The 20,408-nt window shown below is 37.9% G+C and carries 22 protein-coding genes; 4 read left to right on the top strand and 18 right to left on the bottom strand.

The genetic code is table 11. The features are described from left to right. Nucleotides 1-7 precede the first annotated feature (7 nt). The 17 genes from MKJ01_RS06360 to MKJ01_RS06280 form a co-directional block, all read right to left on the bottom strand. The gene (locus tag MKJ01_RS06360) at nucleotides 8-1,537 is read right to left on the bottom strand and encodes an FAD-dependent oxidoreductase (protein ID WP_241612675.1); all 1,530 of its coding nucleotides are present in this window, start codon (nucleotides 1,535-1,537) and stop codon (nucleotides 8-10) included. Nucleotides 1,538-1,557: 20 nt separating this feature from the next. After that, complete coding sequence (locus MKJ01_RS06355) at nucleotides 1,558-1,728, bottom strand: hypothetical protein (RefSeq protein WP_241612674.1); 171 nt, start codon at nucleotides 1,726-1,728, stop codon at nucleotides 1,558-1,560. Between the two features lie 24 nt (nucleotides 1,729-1,752). Then, nucleotides 1,753-2,502 (bottom strand): SDR family oxidoreductase, encoded by a 750-nt coding sequence (locus MKJ01_RS06350; protein WP_241612673.1) that lies wholly within the window; start codon nucleotides 2,500-2,502, stop codon nucleotides 1,753-1,755. A 7-nt stretch (nucleotides 2,503-2,509) separates the two neighbouring features. Continuing rightward, entirely contained in the window at nucleotides 2,510-3,307 is a 798-nt protein-coding gene (locus tag MKJ01_RS06345) for an SDR family oxidoreductase (RefSeq protein WP_241612672.1), read from the bottom strand. A 7-nt stretch (nucleotides 3,308-3,314) separates the two neighbouring features. Then, nucleotides 3,315-3,815: a CinA family protein gene (locus MKJ01_RS06340; protein ID WP_241612671.1), complete on the bottom strand. Its 501-nt coding sequence runs from the start codon at nucleotides 3,813-3,815 to the stop codon at nucleotides 3,315-3,317. A gap of 29 nt (nucleotides 3,816-3,844) precedes the next feature. Continuing rightward, complete coding sequence (locus tag MKJ01_RS06335) at nucleotides 3,845-5,023, bottom strand: zinc-dependent alcohol dehydrogenase (RefSeq protein ID WP_241612669.1); 1,179 nt, start codon at nucleotides 5,021-5,023, stop codon at nucleotides 3,845-3,847. Between the two features lie 44 nt (nucleotides 5,024-5,067). Then, entirely contained in the window at nucleotides 5,068-7,209 is a 2,142-nt protein-coding gene (locus MKJ01_RS06330; RefSeq protein WP_241612667.1) for a catalase, read from the bottom strand. A 135-nt stretch (nucleotides 7,210-7,344) separates the two neighbouring features. Further along, on the bottom strand, nucleotides 7,345-7,974 hold the full coding sequence (locus MKJ01_RS06325) for a ferritin-like domain-containing protein (RefSeq protein WP_241612665.1): 630 nt from the start codon (nucleotides 7,972-7,974) through the stop codon (nucleotides 7,345-7,347). Nucleotides 7,975-8,051: 77 nt separating this feature from the next. Beyond that, nucleotides 8,052-8,900: a KGG domain-containing protein gene (locus MKJ01_RS06320; protein WP_241612663.1), complete on the bottom strand. Its 849-nt coding sequence runs from the start codon at nucleotides 8,898-8,900 to the stop codon at nucleotides 8,052-8,054. Between the two features lie 218 nt (nucleotides 8,901-9,118). Further along, nucleotides 9,119-9,733 (bottom strand): Crp/Fnr family transcriptional regulator, encoded by a 615-nt coding sequence (locus tag MKJ01_RS06315; RefSeq protein ID WP_241612661.1) that lies wholly within the window; start codon nucleotides 9,731-9,733, stop codon nucleotides 9,119-9,121. Nucleotides 9,734-9,776: 43 nt separating this feature from the next. Then, nucleotides 9,777-10,373 carry a Crp/Fnr family transcriptional regulator gene (locus MKJ01_RS06310; protein WP_241612659.1) on the bottom strand — a complete coding sequence of 199 codons (597 nt, stop codon included), beginning with the start codon at nucleotides 10,371-10,373 and terminating at the stop codon, nucleotides 9,777-9,779. A 733-nt stretch (nucleotides 10,374-11,106) separates the two neighbouring features. Next, on the bottom strand, nucleotides 11,107-11,703 hold the full coding sequence (locus MKJ01_RS06305; protein ID WP_241612657.1) for a Crp/Fnr family transcriptional regulator: 597 nt from the start codon (nucleotides 11,701-11,703) through the stop codon (nucleotides 11,107-11,109). After that, entirely contained in the window at nucleotides 11,700-12,080 is a 381-nt protein-coding gene (gene ytxJ / locus MKJ01_RS06300; protein ID WP_241612655.1) for a bacillithiol system redox-active protein YtxJ, read from the bottom strand. Before ytxJ ends, MKJ01_RS06305 begins: the two co-directional genes overlap by 4 nt. Further along, nucleotides 12,077-12,535, bottom strand: a complete 459-nt coding sequence (locus MKJ01_RS06295; RefSeq protein WP_241612653.1) for a DUF1569 domain-containing protein — start codon at nucleotides 12,533-12,535, stop codon at nucleotides 12,077-12,079. Before MKJ01_RS06295 ends, ytxJ begins: the two co-directional genes overlap by 4 nt. Next, complete coding sequence (locus tag MKJ01_RS06290) at nucleotides 12,532-13,068, bottom strand: YfiT family bacillithiol transferase (RefSeq protein ID WP_241612651.1); 537 nt, start codon at nucleotides 13,066-13,068, stop codon at nucleotides 12,532-12,534. The genes MKJ01_RS06295 and MKJ01_RS06290 overlap by 4 nt, the downstream gene beginning before the upstream one ends. Beyond that, nucleotides 13,031-13,648 carry a hypothetical protein gene (locus MKJ01_RS06285; RefSeq protein ID WP_241612649.1) on the bottom strand — a complete coding sequence of 206 codons (618 nt, stop codon included), beginning with the start codon at nucleotides 13,646-13,648 and terminating at the stop codon, nucleotides 13,031-13,033. Before MKJ01_RS06285 ends, MKJ01_RS06290 begins: the two co-directional genes overlap by 38 nt. Nucleotides 13,649-13,714: 66 nt before the next feature. Continuing rightward, nucleotides 13,715-14,857 carry a DEAD/DEAH box helicase gene (locus MKJ01_RS06280; RefSeq protein ID WP_241612648.1) on the bottom strand — a complete coding sequence of 381 codons (1,143 nt, stop codon included), beginning with the start codon at nucleotides 14,855-14,857 and terminating at the stop codon, nucleotides 13,715-13,717. A 168-nt stretch (nucleotides 14,858-15,025) separates the two neighbouring features. Between MKJ01_RS06280 and pncA the strand changes: the two genes are divergently transcribed. Then, nucleotides 15,026-15,631 carry a bifunctional nicotinamidase/pyrazinamidase gene (gene pncA, locus MKJ01_RS06275; protein WP_241612647.1) on the top strand — a complete coding sequence of 202 codons (606 nt, stop codon included), beginning with the start codon at nucleotides 15,026-15,028 and terminating at the stop codon, nucleotides 15,629-15,631. A 147-nt stretch (nucleotides 15,632-15,778) separates the two neighbouring features. Here the strand turns inward: pncA and MKJ01_RS06270 are convergent, their stop codons facing one another. Further along, the gene (locus MKJ01_RS06270; RefSeq protein ID WP_368366344.1) at nucleotides 15,779-16,738 is read right to left on the bottom strand and encodes a pseudouridine synthase; all 960 of its coding nucleotides are present in this window, start codon (nucleotides 16,736-16,738) and stop codon (nucleotides 15,779-15,781) included. Between the two features lie 368 nt (nucleotides 16,739-17,106). Between MKJ01_RS06270 and aroB the strand changes: the two genes are divergently transcribed. From aroB to MKJ01_RS06255, 3 genes are all read left to right on the top strand, one after another. Further along, nucleotides 17,107-18,153 carry a 3-dehydroquinate synthase gene (gene aroB / locus MKJ01_RS06265; protein WP_241612645.1) on the top strand — a complete coding sequence of 349 codons (1,047 nt, stop codon included), beginning with the start codon at nucleotides 17,107-17,109 and terminating at the stop codon, nucleotides 18,151-18,153. 268 nt (nucleotides 18,154-18,421) lie between these two features. Further along, nucleotides 18,422-19,117, top strand: a complete 696-nt coding sequence (locus MKJ01_RS06260; protein ID WP_241612644.1) for a porin family protein — start codon at nucleotides 18,422-18,424, stop codon at nucleotides 19,115-19,117. A 399-nt stretch (nucleotides 19,118-19,516) separates the two neighbouring features. Continuing rightward, nucleotides 19,517-20,239, top strand: a complete 723-nt coding sequence (locus MKJ01_RS06255) for a porin family protein (RefSeq protein WP_241612643.1) — start codon at nucleotides 19,517-19,519, stop codon at nucleotides 20,237-20,239. Nucleotides 20,240-20,408 lie beyond the last annotated feature (169 nt).

Below are 20,408 nucleotides of genomic sequence, written 5' to 3'. Positions count from 1 at the left end.
TTTTTTCTTATAATTCGGACTCAGATTCTATTCTCGGAAGATCCTGTACAGTTGGTCCCGTAAGCAATTTCCCATTAACATTAAATCTTGAACCGTGGCATGGACAGTCCCATGACAGCTCAGCGCTGTTCCACCGAACTTCACATAAAGCATGGGGACATGTACTTTTCACCAAATGCATTTTGCCATTGTCTTCTTTATATACGGCATAAGAATCACCTTCGTACTTTACCACTTTTGCCTCTCCTTCCCGTATTTCGGTTAATGAACTGATCTTTTCTGCAAAAAGCTTATCCTTGATAAAATCATAGGCCACAACTGCATTTTCTTTTACAAATTCCGTAAATCCTGCTTTCGGCTTTATTCTTGATGGGCTGAAGACAGTTTCGTATTTACTGCTTCCTTTCAAAATAAGATCACTTATGATCTGAGAAGAAATAGTTCCGAAAATCATTCCGTTCCCTCTGAATCCGGTTGCTGTAAATACCCGTCCTTTACTTGCAGGCAGCTTCCCTATGTATGGAAATCCGTCGGTAGGTTCGTAATATTGGCTCGACCAGCTGTAACGCGCCGTATCTACATTAAAATACTTCCGCACATAATTTTCCAGTTTTGAAAAACATTCTCCGGTGTCTTCTTCATGCCCGGTTTTATGATCTTCACCTCCTGCAATCAATAGCTTTTCACCGTCAATTTCCTGTATCCTGTAGTAATGATAAGAATCCATAAGGTCATATCCAAGATCTTCAGGTATGTTATTGTCATTTACATTTAAACTAAAAGCAATGGCATAGCTCCGATAAGGTGCATTGGTGGTATGAAGAATGCTCATACCGGGAGGAATATGGGTAGCATACACCAAATGATTTGCACGAATTTCTGCTTTTGAAGTTTTTAAAATAACCATATCGTCCTGCTCATCATAGCTCTCGCATACGCAATCTTCCTGTATGGTTCCGCCTAAACCTAAAAACACGTCACAGAGTGCTTTGATATATTTTATCGGATGAAACTGAGCCTGTCCCGGAATAATCACCGCTTCTTTAAAAGGAACCGGGAAAGGAATCTGTTCTGTATACTTCATTTCAATTCCTACCTGTGAAGCACCGTCTACAATATCTTTCAGTTGTTTCTGCTGTTTTTCATCCAATGCAAACAAATAGCCTGATTTTTCCTCGAAATCACAGTCAATGCTGAAATTTCGGATATTATCCTGAATAATTTCTATAGCCTCCTCCCCAGCCTTAGCGAGTAGTTTGGCATTATCCAATCCGAAATCATTAATCGCTTCCGTATACGTGGTGTCAAAAAAATTATTGAGGTGGGCAGTGGTTCCGCCTGTTGTTCCGAAACCTATATTAGCTGCTTCCAGCAAGATGCATTTTTTCCCGGACTGCTGTAGTTTTAATGCCGTCGAAACACCGGTAATTCCCCCGCCTACGATGGCTACGTCAAATTGTTGCGTAAAATCGGCATCCGAAGAGAACCTCCGTATTTCTTCCTGCCAAATACTTTTTCTTGCTCCGTCTCTATACATGATTCATTTTTTTTTTCAAATTATTTAATACGGACTGTATCGTTCAGCACTATATCATCTGTCCTCCTTTCATTGTTGAACTTCTCATCCTTATTGTATTTATTTTCAGGCTCATCTTCATCAAAATCGCATTTACATGACGAAAAGACAAAAAGGCTTAAAATTCCCAGAATTAAAGCAGTAGTTTTCATTGTGTATAAGTTTGTTTATAATTTTTATCCGTTTACAACCAGTCCTCCATTCGGATGGAGTACCTGGCCAGTCATCTGAGCAGCATCATCACTTGCTAAAAACAGGAAGCTGGATGCCACTTCTTCAGGGGTTGCTTTTCTTTCGAAAGGGGGTTTATCCGGATCATCTTCCTCATCGCCAAAGGTTTCTTCTGTTAAAGGAGTAAATACCGGTCCCGGAGCCACTGCATTCACCCTGATTCCTTTAGGCTTAGCCTGCAGAGCAAGAGACCTTGTAAAAGATACTATTGCCCCCTTGGTTGCAGAATAATCCAGCAGCTCAGGATGTCCCTGATATGCGGCGGCAGATGTCGTATTAATGATACAGCTTCCCTGCTTCAGATACGGAAAGACCAGCTTGGTCAGAAAAATCATGCCGATAATATTAGAATCAAATGTGGTTCTGATATTTTCTTCTTCAAGGTCTTCAATATTTTTAGAAGGAAACTGTGTTCCTGCATTATTGACTAAAATATCAATGCTTCCGAATTGAGAGGCAGTTTTTTTTGCCGCTTCTTCACAAAATGAATAATCGCTGACGTCTCCCTGTAGGATAAGGGACTTTCTTCCTGTGTTTTCTATTTCAGTTTTTGTTTTCCTGGCATTTTCTTCATCAGAATGATAAATAATAGCCACATTGGCACCTTCTTTTGCAAACAGTAAAGCAACTGACTTACCTATTCCGCTGTCGGCACCGGTAATAAGGACAGATTTATTTTCTAATTTTAACTTCATAAATAACTTAGTTCTCGTTTTTAGGTTTCTGCATTTCAGACATCGTATGGGCAGCCATACTGTCTGTTGAAATGTTGGACATGGCTACGGTTAATTTGTTTTTTACTCCTGAGATTACTTTATCATCTCCTTTCATCAGCGCATTATACCCGTCAATAGCAACTTCTTCAGGGGAAGAAAGATTGTCTTTATCTTCAAGGATCTTACTTTCATTCATATCGGCTTTATTGAAAAAGTCGGTATCTGTAGGACCCGGCAAAAGTGCGGTGACGGTAATCCCGGAATCTTTAAGCTCTTCGCGGATCGCCTCAGACCATGAAAGCATAAATGCTTTTGTCCCATGATACACCGAATGCCACGGGCCGGGCGCTTTGCTGGCAATGGAAGCCAGATTCAGGATTTTTCCCGATCCTTTGGGCAGCCGGTCTTTTAAGAAAAGCTTGGTTAAAATGATGACAGATACAATATTCAGGTTGACAATATCTACTTCCCGATGAATATCCGTATCCTGAAATTTCCCATATACTCCCTGCCCCGCGTCATTTACCAGAATTTCCGGGCTGATCCCGTTTAATTTCAGTTCTGAATATAAAGAATATACATCTTCCTGGGTAAAGAGGTTTTTCGCCATCACAATCACATTGATTCCATAGCTTTTGAATTCATCGGCTTTTGTTTTCAATTCATCATGGTTTCTGGCAACAATCACCAGGTCATACCCGTTTTTAGCAAACTGTTTTGCCAATTCATAGCCTATTCCGCTTGTAGCACCCGTGACTAAAGCATATTGATTTTTATGATTCATTAAAAAACTATTTTAGGATCATCAACTGATTAATTTCACTTTTGAAACATCCTAAAATAAATTCAGTATAATACAGTTGGGCATTAAGTGCCTGTGTTTTAGGATGCAGCTCCAGTTTCTTGGTCAATACAATTTCTCCTTTGTAGGAAAAAGAGAAAAAAGCAAATATTTTATAAGATGAATTTCTTATCGGGGTACAATAACCTGTTGTGGCAATTGACCAGTCGGATTCAAACAGTTTTGCCACATTCAGGGCCATGGTTTCCGCAATATTTTCAGATACGCAATCGCATTCTTCCGCTTCGCGGGCATCTACTTTCAGCAGTCTTACTTTTTCCTGTAGTGTATAGGTGGTAAGCCCGCCTTTATAGAAAAGCGATGCATTGGGCATCTGTGAGAAGGCCAGCTGCAGGCAGCCTGAAGTAACGCTTTCTGCTACAGCAATCGTTTCATCAGTCGTCATTAAAGACTGACTGATATATTCAAGGAGTGATTTTTGAAATTCCATAATGATACTATTTTGTGTTGGTTTGTGATTTAAAATTCTGATTTTTTCCAGGGATCCAAGACTACCTTTACACATCCGTCCTCTTTTTTATCAAAAATCTGATAACCTTTTGAAACATCTTCCAGAGAAAGACGGTGGGTAATAATATCATCCAGGGTAACACGACCGGTCTGAACATGATCCATTAACTGATCAATAATTGCATGCACATTGCATTGGCCCGCTTTTATAGTAATTCCTTTATCAAAAATCTGTCCAAGTTTGAAATTATCATAATTTACGGGATAAACTCCTAAAATAGAAACAATTCCACCACGCCTTACGGCACTCATACAAGCTTCAAGAACCTTGATGGAACCTTTTTCAAAATTAATGACTGCCTTGGCACGGTCCAGCAGATTGCGGTCCGGTTCAAAACCTACCGCTTCAATACAAAGATCGGCTCCGCGGCCGTCTGTCATTTCCCTGATCTGTTCAATAACATCTTCGCCGTTTTCCCACAAGATCGTATCACAGCCGGTCAGTTTTTTTATCTGATCCAATCGGTACTGCTGGGTATCGATAACAATTACTTTCTTGGCATTATGCAAAATCGCACTTTTCGCTGACATTGATCCTACCGGTCCCGCCCCAAAAATAGCGACGGTTTCGCCGCCCTTCAATTCTCCCCACATTACGCCTGTGTAACCTGTAGGAAAAATATCGGTCAGGAACAATACCTGCTCATCAGTAAGGTTGTCGGGCACCTTTCTGGGCCCGATATGGCCATACGGAACCCGTACATACTGGGCCTGTCCGCCGTCATATCCGCCGTAAAGATCAGAATATCCGAATAGCGCACCGCCTTTCTCGGTAACGATACCGCCTTCGGGTCCGTAATGCTCGGGATTGCTGTGTTCACATGCGGTAGGAAGGTCATGCTGGCAAAAGAAGCAGCTTCCGCAGGAGATCGGGAAAGGCACAACTACACGGTCACCCACTTTTAGATTGGTGATCCGCTGCCCTACTTCTTCAACAATTCCCATAAATTCATGCCCCATAACCATGGGGCGCGCCTGGGGAATTCCTCCGGAATACATATGAAGGTCACTTCCACAGATTGCTGTGGAGGTGACCTTTAAAATAATATCATGAGACTCTTTGATGATAGGATCATCTACTGTATCGCATTTAATGAGTCCCGGTCCGTGAATTACTGCTGCTCTCATAATTTTAATATTTAGTGTGGTGTGATGGGTCTAATTTATATATGCTAGGTATTTCTTTCCAATTCTAAATCCCAGACTCTGTGATTGGCAATGGCCTTAATAAATTTATCTGATGGATTTTCATCTTCTGTAATAATAATGGCCGGATCAATGTGCTTTTTAGCAGCCACATTGCTGTTCATGTAAATAGGTTCCGTTCCGTCTCCAAAATTGATAGCCTTACAATGTTTATAAGCATCATTGATAAAGTTCAGTACCAAATGCTTATTTTCGGGAGTTAAGAGCTCTTTGGTAGAATCTTCTCCTGAACTGATGTATAAAGCATCAAAACACACGCTTGAAGTGCTTGACAGTGAATGTTTCGGAATCAAAGAGGAACCGTCATTCATAGTAACTGGGGCCAGACTGGTACCGATAATTTCAACAACTGCATTTTGTCCTTCCAGTTTTGTTTTCAGCTCGCTGATCGCTGATGCATTAGCTCCGTTGGCTGTGATGAACCCGATTTTTCTTCCCATAATAGAATCTTTAACAGTATTCTTCATGCTTAAAGCATCTGAGAATTTTGTATCAGGTTCTCTTTCTTCACTCTGAAGATCCTGAGGATCACAATCTGCAGGAAGGCTTTGGTTGGGAAATTCAAGTTTTTTAAGTTTAACACCTACTTTTCCCGCAACTTTTTCAGCAAGATCTTTATCAATAAATGCCAGCTGACTTACCGTTCTTTCCCTGACTGCCGGAATGGTAACTTTTGACAATTCAAAAATCAACGCATTCTGAAGGTGCATTTTTTCAGGCGCAGACTGGCTGTTATAAAATAGTTTTGCCTGTGAATAATGGTCTACAAAACTTTTGCTTCTCTGTCTTACTTTAGCACCGGAAACTCTGGATTCCTGGGATGTAAATCCACCTTCCTTCATCATCGCCTGGAACGGGCAGCCGCCACCGATAGAATTTGGGGAATAGCTTACTTTGCCTTTGTCAACCTGTTGTCTCATGTACCCGTCTCTCTGGTTGTTATGTACGGTGTTCACAGATCTGTTGATAGGAATTTCATGGAAGTTAGGCCCGCCTAATCTGATCAACTGGGTATCGGTATAAGAAAATAATCTTCCCTGCAGCAGCGGATCATTAGTAAAATCGATTCCCGGTACTATATGTCCCGGATGAAAGGCAATCTGCTCTGTTTCTGCAAAAAAATTATCTGTATTTCTGTTTAAGGTTAATGTTCCGATCAGTTCCACGGGAACCAGTTCTTCAGGAACAATTTTGGTAGGGTCAAGAAGATCAAAATCATATTTGTGCTCATCTTCCTCAGGAATCAGCTGTACGCCGAAATCCCACTCAGGAAATAATCCGTTTTCAATAGACTCCCAAAGATCTCGCCTGTGGAAATCGGGATCCACCCCTGAAATTTTCTGTGCCTCGTCCCAGGCAACAGAATGTACGCCCAATTTTGGTTTGAAATGGAACTTTACAAAATGTACCTTTCCTTCATCATTGATTAATTTGAAAGAATGAACCCCGAAGCCTTCAATCATACGGTAACTTCTTGGGATAGACCGGTCGCTCATCAGCCACATGATCATATGCATACTTTCCGGCATTAATGAGATGAAATCCCAGAACGTATCATGGGCTGACTGAGCCTGGGGGATTTCGTTATGCGGTTCCGGTTTTACGGCATGGGCAAGATCCGGAAATTTAATAGGATCCTGTATGAAAAATACCGGGATGTTGTTGGCCACCAGATCATAGTTACCTTCATCAGTATAAAATTTTACGGCAAAACCTCTTACGTCTCTCGCCAGATCCGTGCTTCCTTTATTTCCTGCCACCGTAGAAAATCTTACGAACACAGGAGTTTCCTTGCCTTCTTCTGCCAGGAATTTTGCTTTGGTATATTTTGCCAGGCTTTTTGTTACTCTAAAAACACCATGTGCGCCGGTCCCTCTTGCGTGTACTACCCTTTCAGGAATTCTTTCATGGTCAAAATGGGTCATTTTTTCCCTGAATATAAAATCTTCAAGCAATGAAGGTCCTCTATCTCCGGCAGTCAGGGTATCTTGGTCATTATTTATTTTGAGACCCTGGTTGGTCGTCATTTTTTCCTGATCATTGGATGTTTTGTAAGATTCCAGCTGCTCTAACTTTTCATTAGTTGGTTTGTGATCTTGGTCTTTCATAATTCTAAATAATTTAAGTGGTGTGGTATAGTATTGTAAACTTTAATTTGTTGGTGCTGTTGAAAATAATTCTGGAATCTCTTCATTAAAATCAGGCCATATAGAAAGCTCTACATGGCCTGATATATAAGAAAATTAATCTTCCTGTTCTGCATCGAAATTGATGAACGTTTCCGCAATTTCCGTAAGGTCATAATCCGTATCTTCTTCTTCCTGCAGCGTTTTTTCAAGAAGGTCTGCCGCTTTGTCGTGGCCCATGGTAATGGCCAGCTGAGCGAGTCCGCCATACGTCGCGATCTCATAATGTTCTACTTTCTGTGCGGCGATAATGAGAGCCGCATCACGGGTCATAGAACCTTCTTCTGTAGATTTAATGATTTCCTGGCCTTCTTCAATGATGCCTTTAATAGCCTTGCATTCTTTTTGCTCTGGAGTTTCATCGATCAGTTTAAAAACCTTTTCCAGGCGGCTAATATGCTTTTGGGTCTGGAGCTGGTGATCTTCGAAAGCTTCTTTCAGCTCTTCTGTAGTAGCTGCATTCTGCATCTCGGCTAAAGCTTCAATAATTGCATTCTCTGCAAAATAAATATCCTTAAGAGCGGAGACGAAAAATTTATGGAGCGGAGAGCTTTTCATATCATTCTTGTCAACCTTTGCATTATCTACTGATGTTACGGTTTTTTTTTCCGGTGAAGCTGATGCAGTGTCAGCAGCTGGTGCAGCCGTACTTTTGCTGTCTTTGTTATCTGATGTTTTAGTTGCCATAGGTGAAAGTGGTGTTTGATTAAAAAAGATTACCCCTTTAATAACAAAATAATAAAGAGGTAATCATGGAAAAAGAATTATGAATTACGTCTGCCTCCAAATCCTGATCTGCCGGAACCTGAAGATCTTCCGCCGCTATGTGATGCCTGGCCTCCCATACGGGCAATTCTCGTACGTTCTTCCTTGCTCATCGCTGCAAAGCCTCTTTTTGATCCAGAGCCTGATCCTGAATTAGAGCCACGGCCTGAACCGCCGTTATTGTTTCCTGAACCTGATCTTCCCGAGTTAGAATTTGAGCTTGAACCAGACCTTCCTCTGCCTCCGGAATTTGATCCGGAACCTGAATTGGAATTCGAGTTTCTTCCTCTGCCTGAGCCTGAAGATCTTCCGCCGCTATGAGACGCCTGGCCTCCCATACGGGCAATTCTTGTCCGCTCCTCCTTGCTCATAGAAGCAAAGCCTCTTCCTGATGATCCTGAATTTGAGCCACGGCCCGAGCCGTTATTATTCCCGGATGACCGCCCTCTTCCGCTACCGGAATTTGAACCTGAACGTCCCCTGGAACCGCCTCTGTTTCCCCCGGAAGTAAATCTTCCGTCATCGTCTCTTTGCTGATTGCCGTTTCCGTTTCCTCCTCTGCCTCTTCCGCGGCCCCTGCTGTCATTGTCATCATCGTCTTCATCCTCATCGTCATAATCCTCATCATAGTCTTCATCTTCATAATCTTCATCACTGTAGTCTTCGTCTTCATCATCATAATCCTCATCAAAATAATCTTCATATTCTGAGAAGTCATCATCATACTCTTCATCCTGGGATGCATCATTATACCCGTGGTCATATCCCAGCTGGTAAATTTCTTCAAGATTAATTGATGAACCTGAATTTCCTTTTGAACTACGGTTTCTTGAATTTCTGTTGTTCATAACTGAATTTTTTATATTAATATTTAGTGATAAGTATTGCCGGCCGTGACTAGTATTAGACAGCAATAAATTTGGTATGGTTTAGTTAAAAAATAAATGATTTTAAAAGCCCAATGCTTTTATTCCTCAAATGAGGTCTAGGAATATGGATGGATTATGTACTCAAATTTACAAGATAATAATTCACTTTGTTATGACTGAGATCATATCGGATGATATTAGTAATAAACTTTTCTGTTTTTTATTTTTATTTTACTCTGTGTCTCCATTTTTTTCAGAGTTCTGATCACTGTTTCTACCCGTAATCCTGTCAGGTTGGCCATCTGCTGTCTGGTAAGTTCTATATGAAGTGAATCGTTACAATTTACGTCATGGTAACTTTTTAAATATTCCAGTAAGCCTTCTAGCCTTAATGCAGGATTTGGAGAAGACATATTCTGAAGCATGATGGATTTAAAATAAAGCCTCTGTGAAAGACATGCATTCATCTGTAAGGAAATCTTAGGGTTTTCTTCCAGAAGCTGCAGAAAACTGTCCTTATGCAGCCTGATAATATCAACTGGTGTCAGGCAAATAGCATTCATCATATGAAGGTCCTCTAAAAAAATCATTGATTCGCCAAAGCTTTGATTTTCCCTTAAAATATTATGAATAAACTCCCTGCCCTCGGCATCATAATTATTTTGCTTTATTTTCCCTTGTACAATCTGGTAATAATAGACTGCATGATCGCCTTCTCGATAGATTATTTCTCCGGTTTTATAGTGCCGATCTTCTGCTCCGTAAGAATACAGAAACTCAGAGTCAATATTCATGCAGCTTGTAACTTTCATGTTACTAATTTAAGAAAATATCTTTTTTAGTACAGAATTTACGTCAATATAAAATTTTGCGATTCTCTATTTTTACAATCCTATTCCTCTCCATTGTTTTAATGGTCCTGATGGCTGTTTCTACACAGAGCCCCGTAAGACTAGCCATCTGCTGCCTGGTTAGCGGTATTTTAAATGAATAAGGAGTCTGCTCTTTCTGGAAACTTTTCAAATAGTCCATCAGAACTTTAAGTTTTGCAGCAGGATTCTGTGACGATAGATTCTGTGCCATGATAATTTTGAAATACAGTCTCTGAGATAAAATTTTATTCATATTGAGACATATATCAGGATAAAGCTTCATAAGATCTAAGAATACCAATTTCGGGAGCCTTATAATAGTACATGGTGTAAAAGTAACTGCGTTCATAGGATAAGGCTTATCCATAAACAGCAGGGATTCTCCTATGCTTTGCCCGTCTTCCAGAAGAGTCTGGATAATTTCTTTGCCTTCGTCATTATAATTGTTGAGCTTTACATGACCGGTAACAATCTGATAATAATAATTCGGAACATCTCCATCATTAAAAATAATTTCTGAAGGTCCATACCTTCTGGTAACTGCTCCTACTGAATATAAAATTTCTTCTTTAATGACCATGATAGTTTGTTCTTAATGTTAGTGTTAAAGCGTCTCAGTAGAAATAGAATTGATAGTTATTAAAAAAAGAATACAAATTACGAGCCTAACTTTAAATTAAATTCAAAAAATAATTATTATTTAAGTTAAAAAAACAATAAATTTTAATTATAATTATCTAATTAACAAATAAAATTAAATATTTTTTATACATGATATACCTGACAGATGCAAATCTGCACCTGTGTATAAAGTAACTCGTTGTTTGATTAGTAAAGAGAATAAATCAAACTTACATTTTCTAATGAAAAATTACCTTTGTTAATACAGTTCATCTTGTCAGCAAATAGAGTTTTGCTTCGAAAAATAATTGCATTAGAGAATATAAGTTTTGTGATAATATGATATCGGTTCTGTGTAACACTGATCTTCCAGTTTTCTATAACCCGATATGACAAATCCGGGGATCGTATTTGGTAGGACAAATTTCATAATGTAATATTTTGGTGTTTGATGATCAAAAGTAAAATAATAATCATTATTATTTTATGACCTTAATCACAAACCCTCTATAAGTTTTTTCTGAACTATTTTAATTCAAAAGAATCCAAAGATGTTTGAAACAACATTAATCAGGATACAATTTTATCTAAAAACTCAGGATAATAGTAAGGCAGATGAAAAGTAATTCTCAAATTAATTAAGAAATGAAAAATGAATAAACAATTAAAAATCTTTGAATGTATATAACTGATTATTTACTGTCCGGAACGAAATTTTTTCTGGCCAGCTCTTTCCTTACCCGGCTCAGGCTTTCAGGAGTAATCCCAAGGTAGGAAGCAATCATCCACTGAGGGACCCTCAGCAACAGGTCCGGATACATCCTGATGAACTTCATATAGCGTTCTTCTGCTGTCTCGCCTAATAAAGAATTGATACGGTCCTGCAGGCTTTTAATATGCTTTTGTATTAAGATATCGCTTTTTTCGAGACTGTCAGGAAACTCGCCGACAATTTTATTGATGAAATCAGGATGCAGCAGAAGCACTTCGGAATCTTCTACCGCTTCGATATAATACAGTGATTTTTCATTGAAATAAAGGCTGCTCCTATCAGAGATCAGCCAGCTTTCAGGGGCAAACTGGATAATATGTTCTTTGCCGTTTTTATCAATGGAATACATTTTAAGCAACCCTTTTTCCACAAAATAAATATACCTGCAGATTTCGCCGTACTGTAAAAGAAACTGGTTTTTCTGGATCTTTTTTGTTTCAAACTGCAAAGTGCACGTGCTCACTTTTTCTACAGGAACATTGAGTACTTTTGACAGATAATTGGTAATATTTTTCATGATGCAATCTGATCTGCCGATATATGCTGATGGGAAGCGTCGTTAACCACTTTCCCGTTTTCAAGTACTAATAGCTGAGGGCTTTCATGCCGTATGCCAAGATCTTCTGCAATTCTATTGGAAATAGCCCTGTGCGCCAGAAGGTCAAGAAAATACAAGTCAGGCTTCTGATCGAGGTTATTTATTTCTTTTTCAAAATTCTTCAGCACGGTTTTGCTGATGAAACAGCTTGTAGAATGTTTAAAAATTCCGATTTTATGCTGAAAGGATTTTTCAATCGCTTTTTTAAGGTCTTCTTCGCTTTCTATATAATTCCAGATCGGATTTTTCTCTGAACGGTCTTCTTTTCCGCTAAAAATTTTGTCAAAAAAACTCATACATTAAATTGTTTTAAGTGATGATCGAGATGTTTGTATTCCATAAATCCCCAGTCTTTCTCTTTCATGGAACCGAAAAGCACATGCTTATCAGGCAAATCATTGTTCAGGAAAACAGTCCTGTATTCGTCCAGTATTTTGAGAAGATTTTCTTTTTCCTCATTAAAATCACACTCAAAATTAATAATAAGTTTCCGAAAAGTAGGCATGTTTCTGGGAATTCCGTTATTAAAAACCTGCATTTCCATTTTTGTTATGATACCGATTGCACTGAACAGAGCATTAACCGGCGGAAGCTCTACTTTTTTTAAGGGAACCTGAAGGACACAACTGCAGTGCCTCATCATCTGGCAAACGTCCATTCTTCCCCATTTATTTGCTGATGCTGTAGACAGCTGATTGATTCTGCTAATGATTTCTCCGAAATGCAACGGATTGTGAAGACTTTTTTTCACCAGCCTTTTTCATTCTTCAGGTTTTCTATGTGGGCAAAATGATGTTGGCAATGCCAGACATAATGCGCCAGACAGTTTCTCAGATCATAATCTTTATTAAGTTCAGGATGGTGAAAGGTTCTTTCAAACTGTTTATTGGTCATGGCCCTAAGCAATGCCGTCCAACGCTGGTGTGTCCCTTTCAGCATTCTCATCGCCGGTTTTACCGGCATATTGGCGCTGTCCTGAAGCTCAGCCCACTTAGCTTCATTATAAGGCTTTATAACAGGATTATCTTCGGTAAGAGCCAATTTAAAGCGCATGAAACTGTTGATATGGCTGTCTGCAAGATGATTGACCACCTGCCTTACCGTCCAGCCGCCATCCCTGTACTGCGTATCAAGCTGATCATCATTGAAATGTTCTATGAGATTTTTAAGTTTTCCCGGAAAATCTCTGATCACTTTTATATATTCATCCAGCTTAATATCACAGATATTTTCAGGATATTCAAATTTACCTATCGGAAATTTCTTGTGTTCTAAGTTGCTCATTTTTAATTAAATTGTTTATTACATCGAGTAAAATTACAGCATCTTTATCTTTTAAATAATACAGCATTTTATTTTTATAATGATCTTGTCTTGATAAAATTATAAAATGATGTCGATATTTTTTTACATCTATATCTTCTAATAAAATTTCTTGCTGATTAAATCTAATTCTATTATTAAAAAAATGAACTCCTGCAATACTTGCCTCTTCATTATTTTTAATTTTCTGAAGATAATCATTAGAAATACGATCGATAAAATTTTTCCATAATTGATCAATGATATCACAGTATAATTGATGCTTTTCATTTAATTTTCTTCCGTAAAAAAGCTTAAAAAATATTTTTAGTTCTTTGTTCGACTGAGTTCTTATAAAAATTTGATATTCTCTACCGATATAAAAACTATACCCTTTAATAAAATTAATTCCATAACGAATTCCGGCAATATCTTCTTTATTAATCACCGTAAAAAGATCATCAGTTTGATCTTTATTTTCAAATTTTATGAAATTTTCATCAATGATTAATGAACGTTTTCTGCTATCAAATAATCCTCGAACAATAGTAAATTCTTTCATGGAAATGCAGGCTGTACAGTGATATTTAAATAATTTTCGATTTGAAGCTTCTATTATTATTTACTACTAATAACCATGCAAATCAATTCCTTCTGTCCTTTGTAAGGTCACTTTCTTACCCATTTTTTTCTGGATGACCCTGAAATGCTGCAATTCATCATCAGTAAGAAGGCTGATGGCAGTACCTTTTTCGTGGGCACGCCCCGTTCTTCCGATACGGTGGATGTAATCTAATGGTGAACGTGGTAATTCATAATTGATGACACATTGCAAAGACTCGATGTGAATACCACGTCCGATCAAATCGGTTGCCACCAAAATCTGAGCACCATTTACCTTAAATTCTTCGAGGTTATTTCTTCTCGCACCCTGAGATTTCTGACTGTGAATGGCTACTGCCTTTATTTTATTTTTCTTGAGTTTTTCAACTAAATTATCTGCCGATTTGGTAGACGAAACAAAGATTAAAGCTTTTTCAACTTTCTTTTCTTTAATTAAATACCGGAGAAACGGACCTTTATTTTCCGGAGAAACATGATAGGCCAATTGCTCAATACGATCGATCTCCACCTCTTCTTTCTTGATTTCGATAATCGTAGGGTTGATTGACAGACGCTCTTTCATTTCAGAAACTTTATCATTCAGGGTCGCTGAAAACAGTGTCGTCTGCTTCGCCACAGGCATCATGGCAAAAAGCTTATTCATCTCTTCATCAAAACCCAGCTGAAACATTTTATCTGCTTCATCAATTACCAGATGCCTGATTCCTGAAATACTCAGTGCATTATGATCAATCAGGTCCAGTAAACGTCCTGGCGTGGCAATAAGGACTTCTACCCCGAACATCCCTTTCATCTGAGGATTGATGGAAACACCGCCATAAACAGCCATTGTACGGATATCACGTTTCAGGTTTTCCGTAAAACCTCTGAACACCTCATCAATCTGAATCGCAAGTTCACGGGTCGGGACCAATATAAGAACCTGGACATTTCGGTCTTTTTTAACCTCTTCATTCTGCAGTTTTTCTAAAATAGGCATTACAAAACAGGCGGTTTTCCCCGAACCTGTCTGTGCAATCCCCATCAGGTCTTTTCCCTCAAGAATAACAGGTACCGCCTGCTCCTGAATGGGAAATGGTTTCAGGTAACCCAGCTTGTTAACAGAACGAATGATATTGTGTGATAATCCTAAAGACTCAAATGACATAAATAGTTATTTAATGCAAATATAATCTATTAACAGCTGATTTATATCTCAAACCAAAGGATGGGTACAATTTATTTTTGCTATGCCGATTTGTCCGATAATTGTATTGTGGACAATGTTTTGAGGATTAGTTTTTGTAAATTTATTGAAAATTCGAGAATCTTAAATATGAAAAAAGCGTTAATAATCGTCGATGTACAGAATGATTTTTGTGAGGGTGGAGCCTTGGCGGTTCCGGAAGCCAATGAAGTGATTCCTTACATCAATTCCCTGATGGAAGAAAACGACTACGACCAAATTGTGCTGACTCAGGACTGGCATCCTGCCAATCATAAAAGCTTCGCCAGCAACAATGGCAGAAATGTGGGAGAAAGCATCATCCTGAACGGAGTTCCGCAGTTCATGTGGCCGGACCACTGCATCCAGGGGACTTTCGGAGCGGAATTCCACAAAGACCTGAACAGGGATAAAGTGACACATATCGTACAGAAAGGGAAGAATGTAGAAATCGACAGCTACAGTGGCTTTCAGGACAACAACCATTTTATGAAAACCGGACTGGACGACTTTCTGAAATTCCATGACATCCAGTTGGTGGAGATCGTAGGTCTGGCGATGGATTATTGTGTAAAATTCACCTGTATCGATGCCGTAAACAGTGGTTATGTTACCTGCCTGCATTTCAACGGAACACGCGCCGTCAATGTAAAACCTGACAACGGAAGGGACGCGATTTACGATATGATCCAGAAAGGAGTGACTGTTCTTGGATAATTATCAAGTTATAAATTATGAGACATTGATTACTCATAATTTATCAAATTCAGTGATAATAAAAATTCCGCAGATTATTTCTGCGGAATTTTTATTGTGTATGAAATTAATAATTATGTTTATTTAAAAACTATAACTTTTAACTTACTAAAGCATTTTAAGATTATTCACTTCCTGTTCCGTAAGGATTCTCCAGTGGCCTCTTTTAATGTTCTTTTTGGTTAACCCGGCAAACATTACCCTATCCAATGATTCAACCTCGTATCCCAGACGCTGGAAAATTCTTCTGATCACACGGTTCCATCCGATATGGATTTCGATACCTATTTCATTTTTCGGTTTGCCTTCAATAAAAGAGATCTGATCAACAACAGCAACGCCTTCATCCAGACGAATCCCTTCTGCAATCAGCTTCATATCTTCATGAGTCAGCTTCTTATCCAATGTCACATGGTAGATTTTTTTGGCATCAAATGATGGATGGGTCAGTTTTTTGGTCATGTGCCCATCATTTGTAAGAAGAATCACTCCAGTAGTGGAACGGTCTAACCTTCCAACAGGAAACACTCGGTATGGAGAAGCATTAGCCACCAAATCCATTACTGTTTTTCTGGCTTTATCATCTTTTGTGGTAGAAATATATCCTTTAGGTTTATTCAGAAGAACATATACAGGCTTTTCCGGCGTGATATTTTGTCCGTCAAATACAACTTTATCCGTTTTCTGAACCTGATAACCCATTTCATTCACCACCTTTCCATTGACTTCAACCAATCCCTGAACAATAAGGTCATCGGCTTCTCTACGGCTGCATATTCCTGAATTGGCAATATATTTATTAAGACGGATGGTATCTTTATGTACATCCTTATCTATTTTTTCTAATCTTCTTTTCTGTACAAAAGATCTTGTTTTATCAGTTCTTTCTTCACCATGAGATGGTCTTTTTCCGTATTTTAAACTTCCTCTTTCATCTTTATTTCTAATTCCGCCACTTACAGGTCTGCTACCTCCTCTTTTTGGACCGGAATTTCCGAACGATCTTTTTTCCTCACCTTTACTGGTAACAAAAGACTCTTGCTCAGTTTTCCCAAACTTCTTATCCATACGGGCTTGGTAACTGTTGTCGCTTCTTCTGGAATCAGAATTATTAGCGCCATCAGAATCTCTTTCACTTCTTGTAAAAGGTTTATCGAATCTTGTATTAGATCCTCTGCTGTCAGAATTTCTTTCTCCGGCCTTTGGAAATGGTTTTTTGAAAGGTTTTGATCCTGAAGAATTTCCAGATTTGGAAGCACGAGAATCACCGGAATTATTTCTTGTTGAAGTTCTTGGTCTTTTGGGTTTTCCTGAATTATTATCTCTGCTCATTTCTAAAAATTTCTGCAAAGATAGTATATTTACCAACGAGTTAAAAATTAAGAATCATAACTTTGTCATATAGTTGTATAAATAACCTTACAGAAAATCTGAAAATGATCACCATAACAGACGATAATTTTTCTTCATTAAATGAATTCCTGAACAGAAAGTCTTTCAGTAAAATCTTTATCCTGGTTGATGAAAACACCCACGAATACTGCCTTCCTACCCTTTTGGGGAATATGGAAACCGATCTTGAATTTGAGATTATTGAGATCGAAGCCGGCGAAGAAATGAAGAATATCCAGACGGCCAGCCAGCTCTGGGAAATTCTTACGGAAATGCAGGCAGACAGAAAAGCACTGATGATTAATCTGGGCGGCGGTGTCATTACAGATATGGGCGGTTTTGTAGCTTCTACCTACAAAAGAGGGATTCAGTTTATCAATATCCCGACAACCCTTTTGTCTATGTGTGACGCATCAATAGGAGGAAAAACAGGAATCGATCTGATGCATTATAAAAACATGGTGGGCACTTTTACTTTCCCGGAGCAGATTTTTGTGTATCCTAAATTTTTAGAAACACTGCCTTTTAAAGAATTAAGGAGCGGTTTTGCAGAAATGCTGAAACATGGGCTTATTGCAGATAAACTACATTGGGAAAACCTGACAAAGATCCATAAACTGGATGCCGAAGGAATTATTCCTCATATTCAGACCTCAATGGATATTAAACAGAATGTTGTTCAGCAGGATTTCCATGAAAAAGATATCAGGAAAACCCTGAATTTCGGACATACAATCGGACACGCTGTTGAAAGCCTGTACCTGAATCAGAAAAACCCTATCCTGCATGGTGAAGCGGTTGCTATGGGAATGATTACAGAAGCGCATCTTTCTTATTTAGAAGGTTTGATTTCTGAAGAAGATGCTCTGTTGATTATTGAAAATATTCAGAAATACTATCCTTACCTCGATATCAGCGATTTTAATGATGAAGATATTTTTAATCTTTTACTGAATGATAAAAAGAATGCCGACCATATCATTCTCTTCTCTCTCCTTTCAGGAATCGGTTCATGTACATTTGACTATAAATGCAGTCAGAAAAACATTTCTGAATCATTGAAATTTTACAGAAAACTAAATGATGCTTAACCATGTTTCTAAATTATCGATGCAAAACATAGATAATTCAAAGACAATAATTAATTTAGATCATTTCTAAACAAATGTTTAATTTAATTTACATTAAACTGATTTACAGAATTTTAATTTTACGCTGCTGATATTTTGATTCCACAATAACAACTGATATTTATCATAATTCATCGTTTTGGCAAGCAATTTGACAGACAATTTCCGTCAATTACTTGACAAGTAGTAAAATTTAAAAATAGAAATTAAATTATTAAAAATTAAAGTTATGAAAAAGTTAATTTTAGGAATAGCACTAACTGCTGGTTCATTAGCATTTGCTCAGACTACTACAAGCTCTAACATGTCTTCTGCTAGCTCAGTAAGATTTGGTATCAAAGGAGGAATGAACGTTTCTTCATTATCTAAAGATGCTGCATTAGAAGATCAAAAATCAAAAATCGGTTTTAACGCAGGTGTTTTTGCAACAATTCCGGTAGCTGAATCTTTCAGCGTACAGCCAGAGTTATTATATAGTACATATGGTGACAAATCAGTAAGCACAAACGAATTTACCGTAGGTGGAACAACTACTAAGACACGTCAGTCTTTCACTACCTCTTTAGATTATCTTACTGTACCGGTAATGTTCCAATATAACTTCATCCCTAATTTTTATGTTGAGGCAGGGCCTGAATTTGGTTTCCTTCTAAGCGCTAAAAATAAAGGTGACAGAGATATTACAACAACTACAGGTGGTTCAAGCACAACTGCAACTACAAGTTATTCAGAAGATATCAATAAAGACAACCTAAACAAATTCAACTTCGGAATCGGACTTGGAGCAGGTTATTATTTCACTGATAACTTAGGGGTTACTGCAAGATATGTTGCTGGTATTACTGATGTTGCTAAAGACAGACCTAACGGTTCTGATGCGATCAGAAACAATGTTTTCCAGGTTGGTTTAGCTTATAAATTCTAATTGAATTAGCTAAGTTTAAATTAAAGATGTAAATATAAAGAACCGGACTTTTATAAAGTCCGGTTCTTTTTTGGTCAAATTTTTAGCCTTTATGAGAACTTATCAACATATGGAAGGAACTACCTTGAATTATCATATCAGATTTTGCTTCATTTATATCTGAATAAAATTAAAACAATAAATATTTCTTATCTATTCTACTGCTATTTTGCCTATAATCTTATAACCTATTGCCTGACTATATAAATTAAATCTTAAATAGTGATATAATTAAGTTTTAATTTAACGAATAAATCTTTGAAAATCAATATTTTACATTTATGGCAAGCAATTTGATAATAATACCCTGCCTGATTAAACGATTAGGCAAAGAGAATTTAAATAGTAAAAAATAAGATTATGAACAAGTTATTTTTAGGATTAGCTTTGGTTGCAGGTACGTTTACATTTGCTCAGGAAATAAAGCCGACAGAAGTTGTACCCGTCCCACTAAACAAAAAGGAGCCTGTAAGATTTGGTATTAAAGGAGGTGGGAATGCTTCTCAGTTCAGCGAACAGCAGCTCAATGCGAAAAATCAGAAAATTGGCTTTAATGCAGGGGTTTTTGTTAATATTCCGTTATCTCAGAAATTTGCCCTTCAGCCGGAAGTATTGTATAACCAAATGGGTGCAAAAAGCGTGCTTTCTGATACGGAAATTACCACAGGTACTACGACAGTGAGAACCAAACAGGATTTTACGACCTCTTTGAATTATATTTCAGTACCGGTAATGCTCGAGATGAAACCTGCAGACAATTTTTATATTGAAGCAGGACCTGAAGTAAGCTACTTTTTAGATGGTAAGAATAAAGGAGAACAAACGATTTCCACAACAACTGCTGGAACAACAACGACACAGACCCAATCCGCATCAGAAACAATTGATAAGGACAATATTAAAAAATTCAATTTCGGTTTAGGTCTAGGTCTTGGATATTATTTTACCCCTCACCTTGGAATTAACGCAAGATATGTAAGCAGCCTTACCCATATTGCCAATAACTCCGATGTGGTCAATGATTCACAGAAAAACATCAATACCAACAGGGTATTCCAGTTAGGATTAAATTATAAGTTTTAATCATTACCTATCTTAATTTCAATAGAAAAAATTCCGTTTCACAACAAGTTGTGAAACGGAATTTTATTTTTGATGAATTTTTATACATATTTAAGACACTCTCCCACAAAGTGTGTAAGTTAAAAAGTCAGGGCTTAGATTTTATAATCTGAGCCTTTCTTCAAAAATA

Source organism: Chryseobacterium sp. SSA4.19 (assembly GCF_022601875.1).
Taxonomy (GTDB): Bacteria; Bacteroidota; Bacteroidia; order Flavobacteriales; family Weeksellaceae; genus Chryseobacterium.
Note: the sequence above shows the minus strand (reverse complement) of the source record. Positions and strands in the feature narration are given on the sequence as shown.

What these genes read in the sequence shown, in the direction of transcription:
- MKJ01_RS06280 (WP_241612648.1), bottom strand. Translation starts at nt 14,857, where the DNA reads ATGTCATTTGAGTCTTTAGGATTATCACACAATATCATTCGTTCTGTT.
- MKJ01_RS06340 (WP_241612671.1), bottom strand. Translation starts at nt 3,815, where the DNA reads ATGGAATTTCAAAAATCACTCCTTGAATATATCAGTCAGTCTTTAATG.
- MKJ01_RS06360 (WP_241612675.1), bottom strand. Translation starts at nt 1,537, where the DNA reads ATGTATAGAGACGGAGCAAGAAAAAGTATTTGGCAGGAAGAAATACGG.
- MKJ01_RS06345 (WP_241612672.1), bottom strand. Translation starts at nt 3,307, where the DNA reads ATGAATCATAAAAATCAATATGCTTTAGTCACGGGTGCTACAAGCGGA.
- MKJ01_RS06255 (WP_241612643.1), top strand. Translation starts at nt 19,517, where the DNA reads ATGAACAAGTTATTTTTAGGATTAGCTTTGGTTGCAGGTACGTTTACA.
- MKJ01_RS06325 (WP_241612665.1), bottom strand. Translation starts at nt 7,974, where the DNA reads ATGGCAACTAAAACATCAGATAACAAAGACAGCAAAAGTACGGCTGCA.
- MKJ01_RS06330 (WP_241612667.1), bottom strand. Translation starts at nt 7,209, where the DNA reads ATGAAAGACCAAGATCACAAACCAACTAATGAAAAGTTAGAGCAGCTG.
- MKJ01_RS06310 (WP_241612659.1), bottom strand. Translation starts at nt 10,373, where the DNA reads ATGGTCATTAAAGAAGAAATTTTATATTCAGTAGGAGCAGTTACCAGA.
- MKJ01_RS06290 (WP_241612651.1), bottom strand. Translation starts at nt 13,068, where the DNA reads ATGAGCAACTTAGAACACAAGAAATTTCCGATAGGTAAATTTGAATAT.
- MKJ01_RS06355 (WP_241612674.1), bottom strand. Translation starts at nt 1,728, where the DNA reads ATGAAAACTACTGCTTTAATTCTGGGAATTTTAAGCCTTTTTGTCTTT.
- MKJ01_RS06270 (WP_368366344.1), bottom strand. Translation starts at nt 16,738, where the DNA reads ATGGATAAGAAGTTTGGGAAAACTGAGCAAGAGTCTTTTGTTACCAGT.
- MKJ01_RS06285 (WP_241612649.1), bottom strand. Translation starts at nt 13,648, where the DNA reads ATGAAAGAATTTACTATTGTTCGAGGATTATTTGATAGCAGAAAACGT.
- ytxJ (WP_241612655.1), bottom strand. Translation starts at nt 12,080, where the DNA reads ATGAGTTTTTTTGACAAAATTTTTAGCGGAAAAGAAGACCGTTCAGAG.
- MKJ01_RS06260 (WP_241612644.1), top strand. Translation starts at nt 18,422, where the DNA reads ATGAAAAAGTTAATTTTAGGAATAGCACTAACTGCTGGTTCATTAGCA.
- MKJ01_RS06350 (WP_241612673.1), bottom strand. Translation starts at nt 2,502, where the DNA reads ATGAAGTTAAAATTAGAAAATAAATCTGTCCTTATTACCGGTGCCGAC.
- aroB (WP_241612645.1), top strand. Translation starts at nt 17,107, where the DNA reads ATGATCACCATAACAGACGATAATTTTTCTTCATTAAATGAATTCCTG.
- MKJ01_RS06305 (WP_241612657.1), bottom strand. Translation starts at nt 11,703, where the DNA reads ATGAAAAATATTACCAATTATCTGTCAAAAGTACTCAATGTTCCTGTA.
- MKJ01_RS06320 (WP_241612663.1), bottom strand. Translation starts at nt 8,900, where the DNA reads ATGAACAACAGAAATTCAAGAAACCGTAGTTCAAAAGGAAATTCAGGT.
- MKJ01_RS06335 (WP_241612669.1), bottom strand. Translation starts at nt 5,023, where the DNA reads ATGAGAGCAGCAGTAATTCACGGACCGGGACTCATTAAATGCGATACA.
- MKJ01_RS06315 (WP_241612661.1), bottom strand. Translation starts at nt 9,733, where the DNA reads ATGAAAGTTACAAGCTGCATGAATATTGACTCTGAGTTTCTGTATTCT.
- pncA (WP_241612647.1), top strand. Translation starts at nt 15,026, where the DNA reads ATGAAAAAAGCGTTAATAATCGTCGATGTACAGAATGATTTTTGTGAG.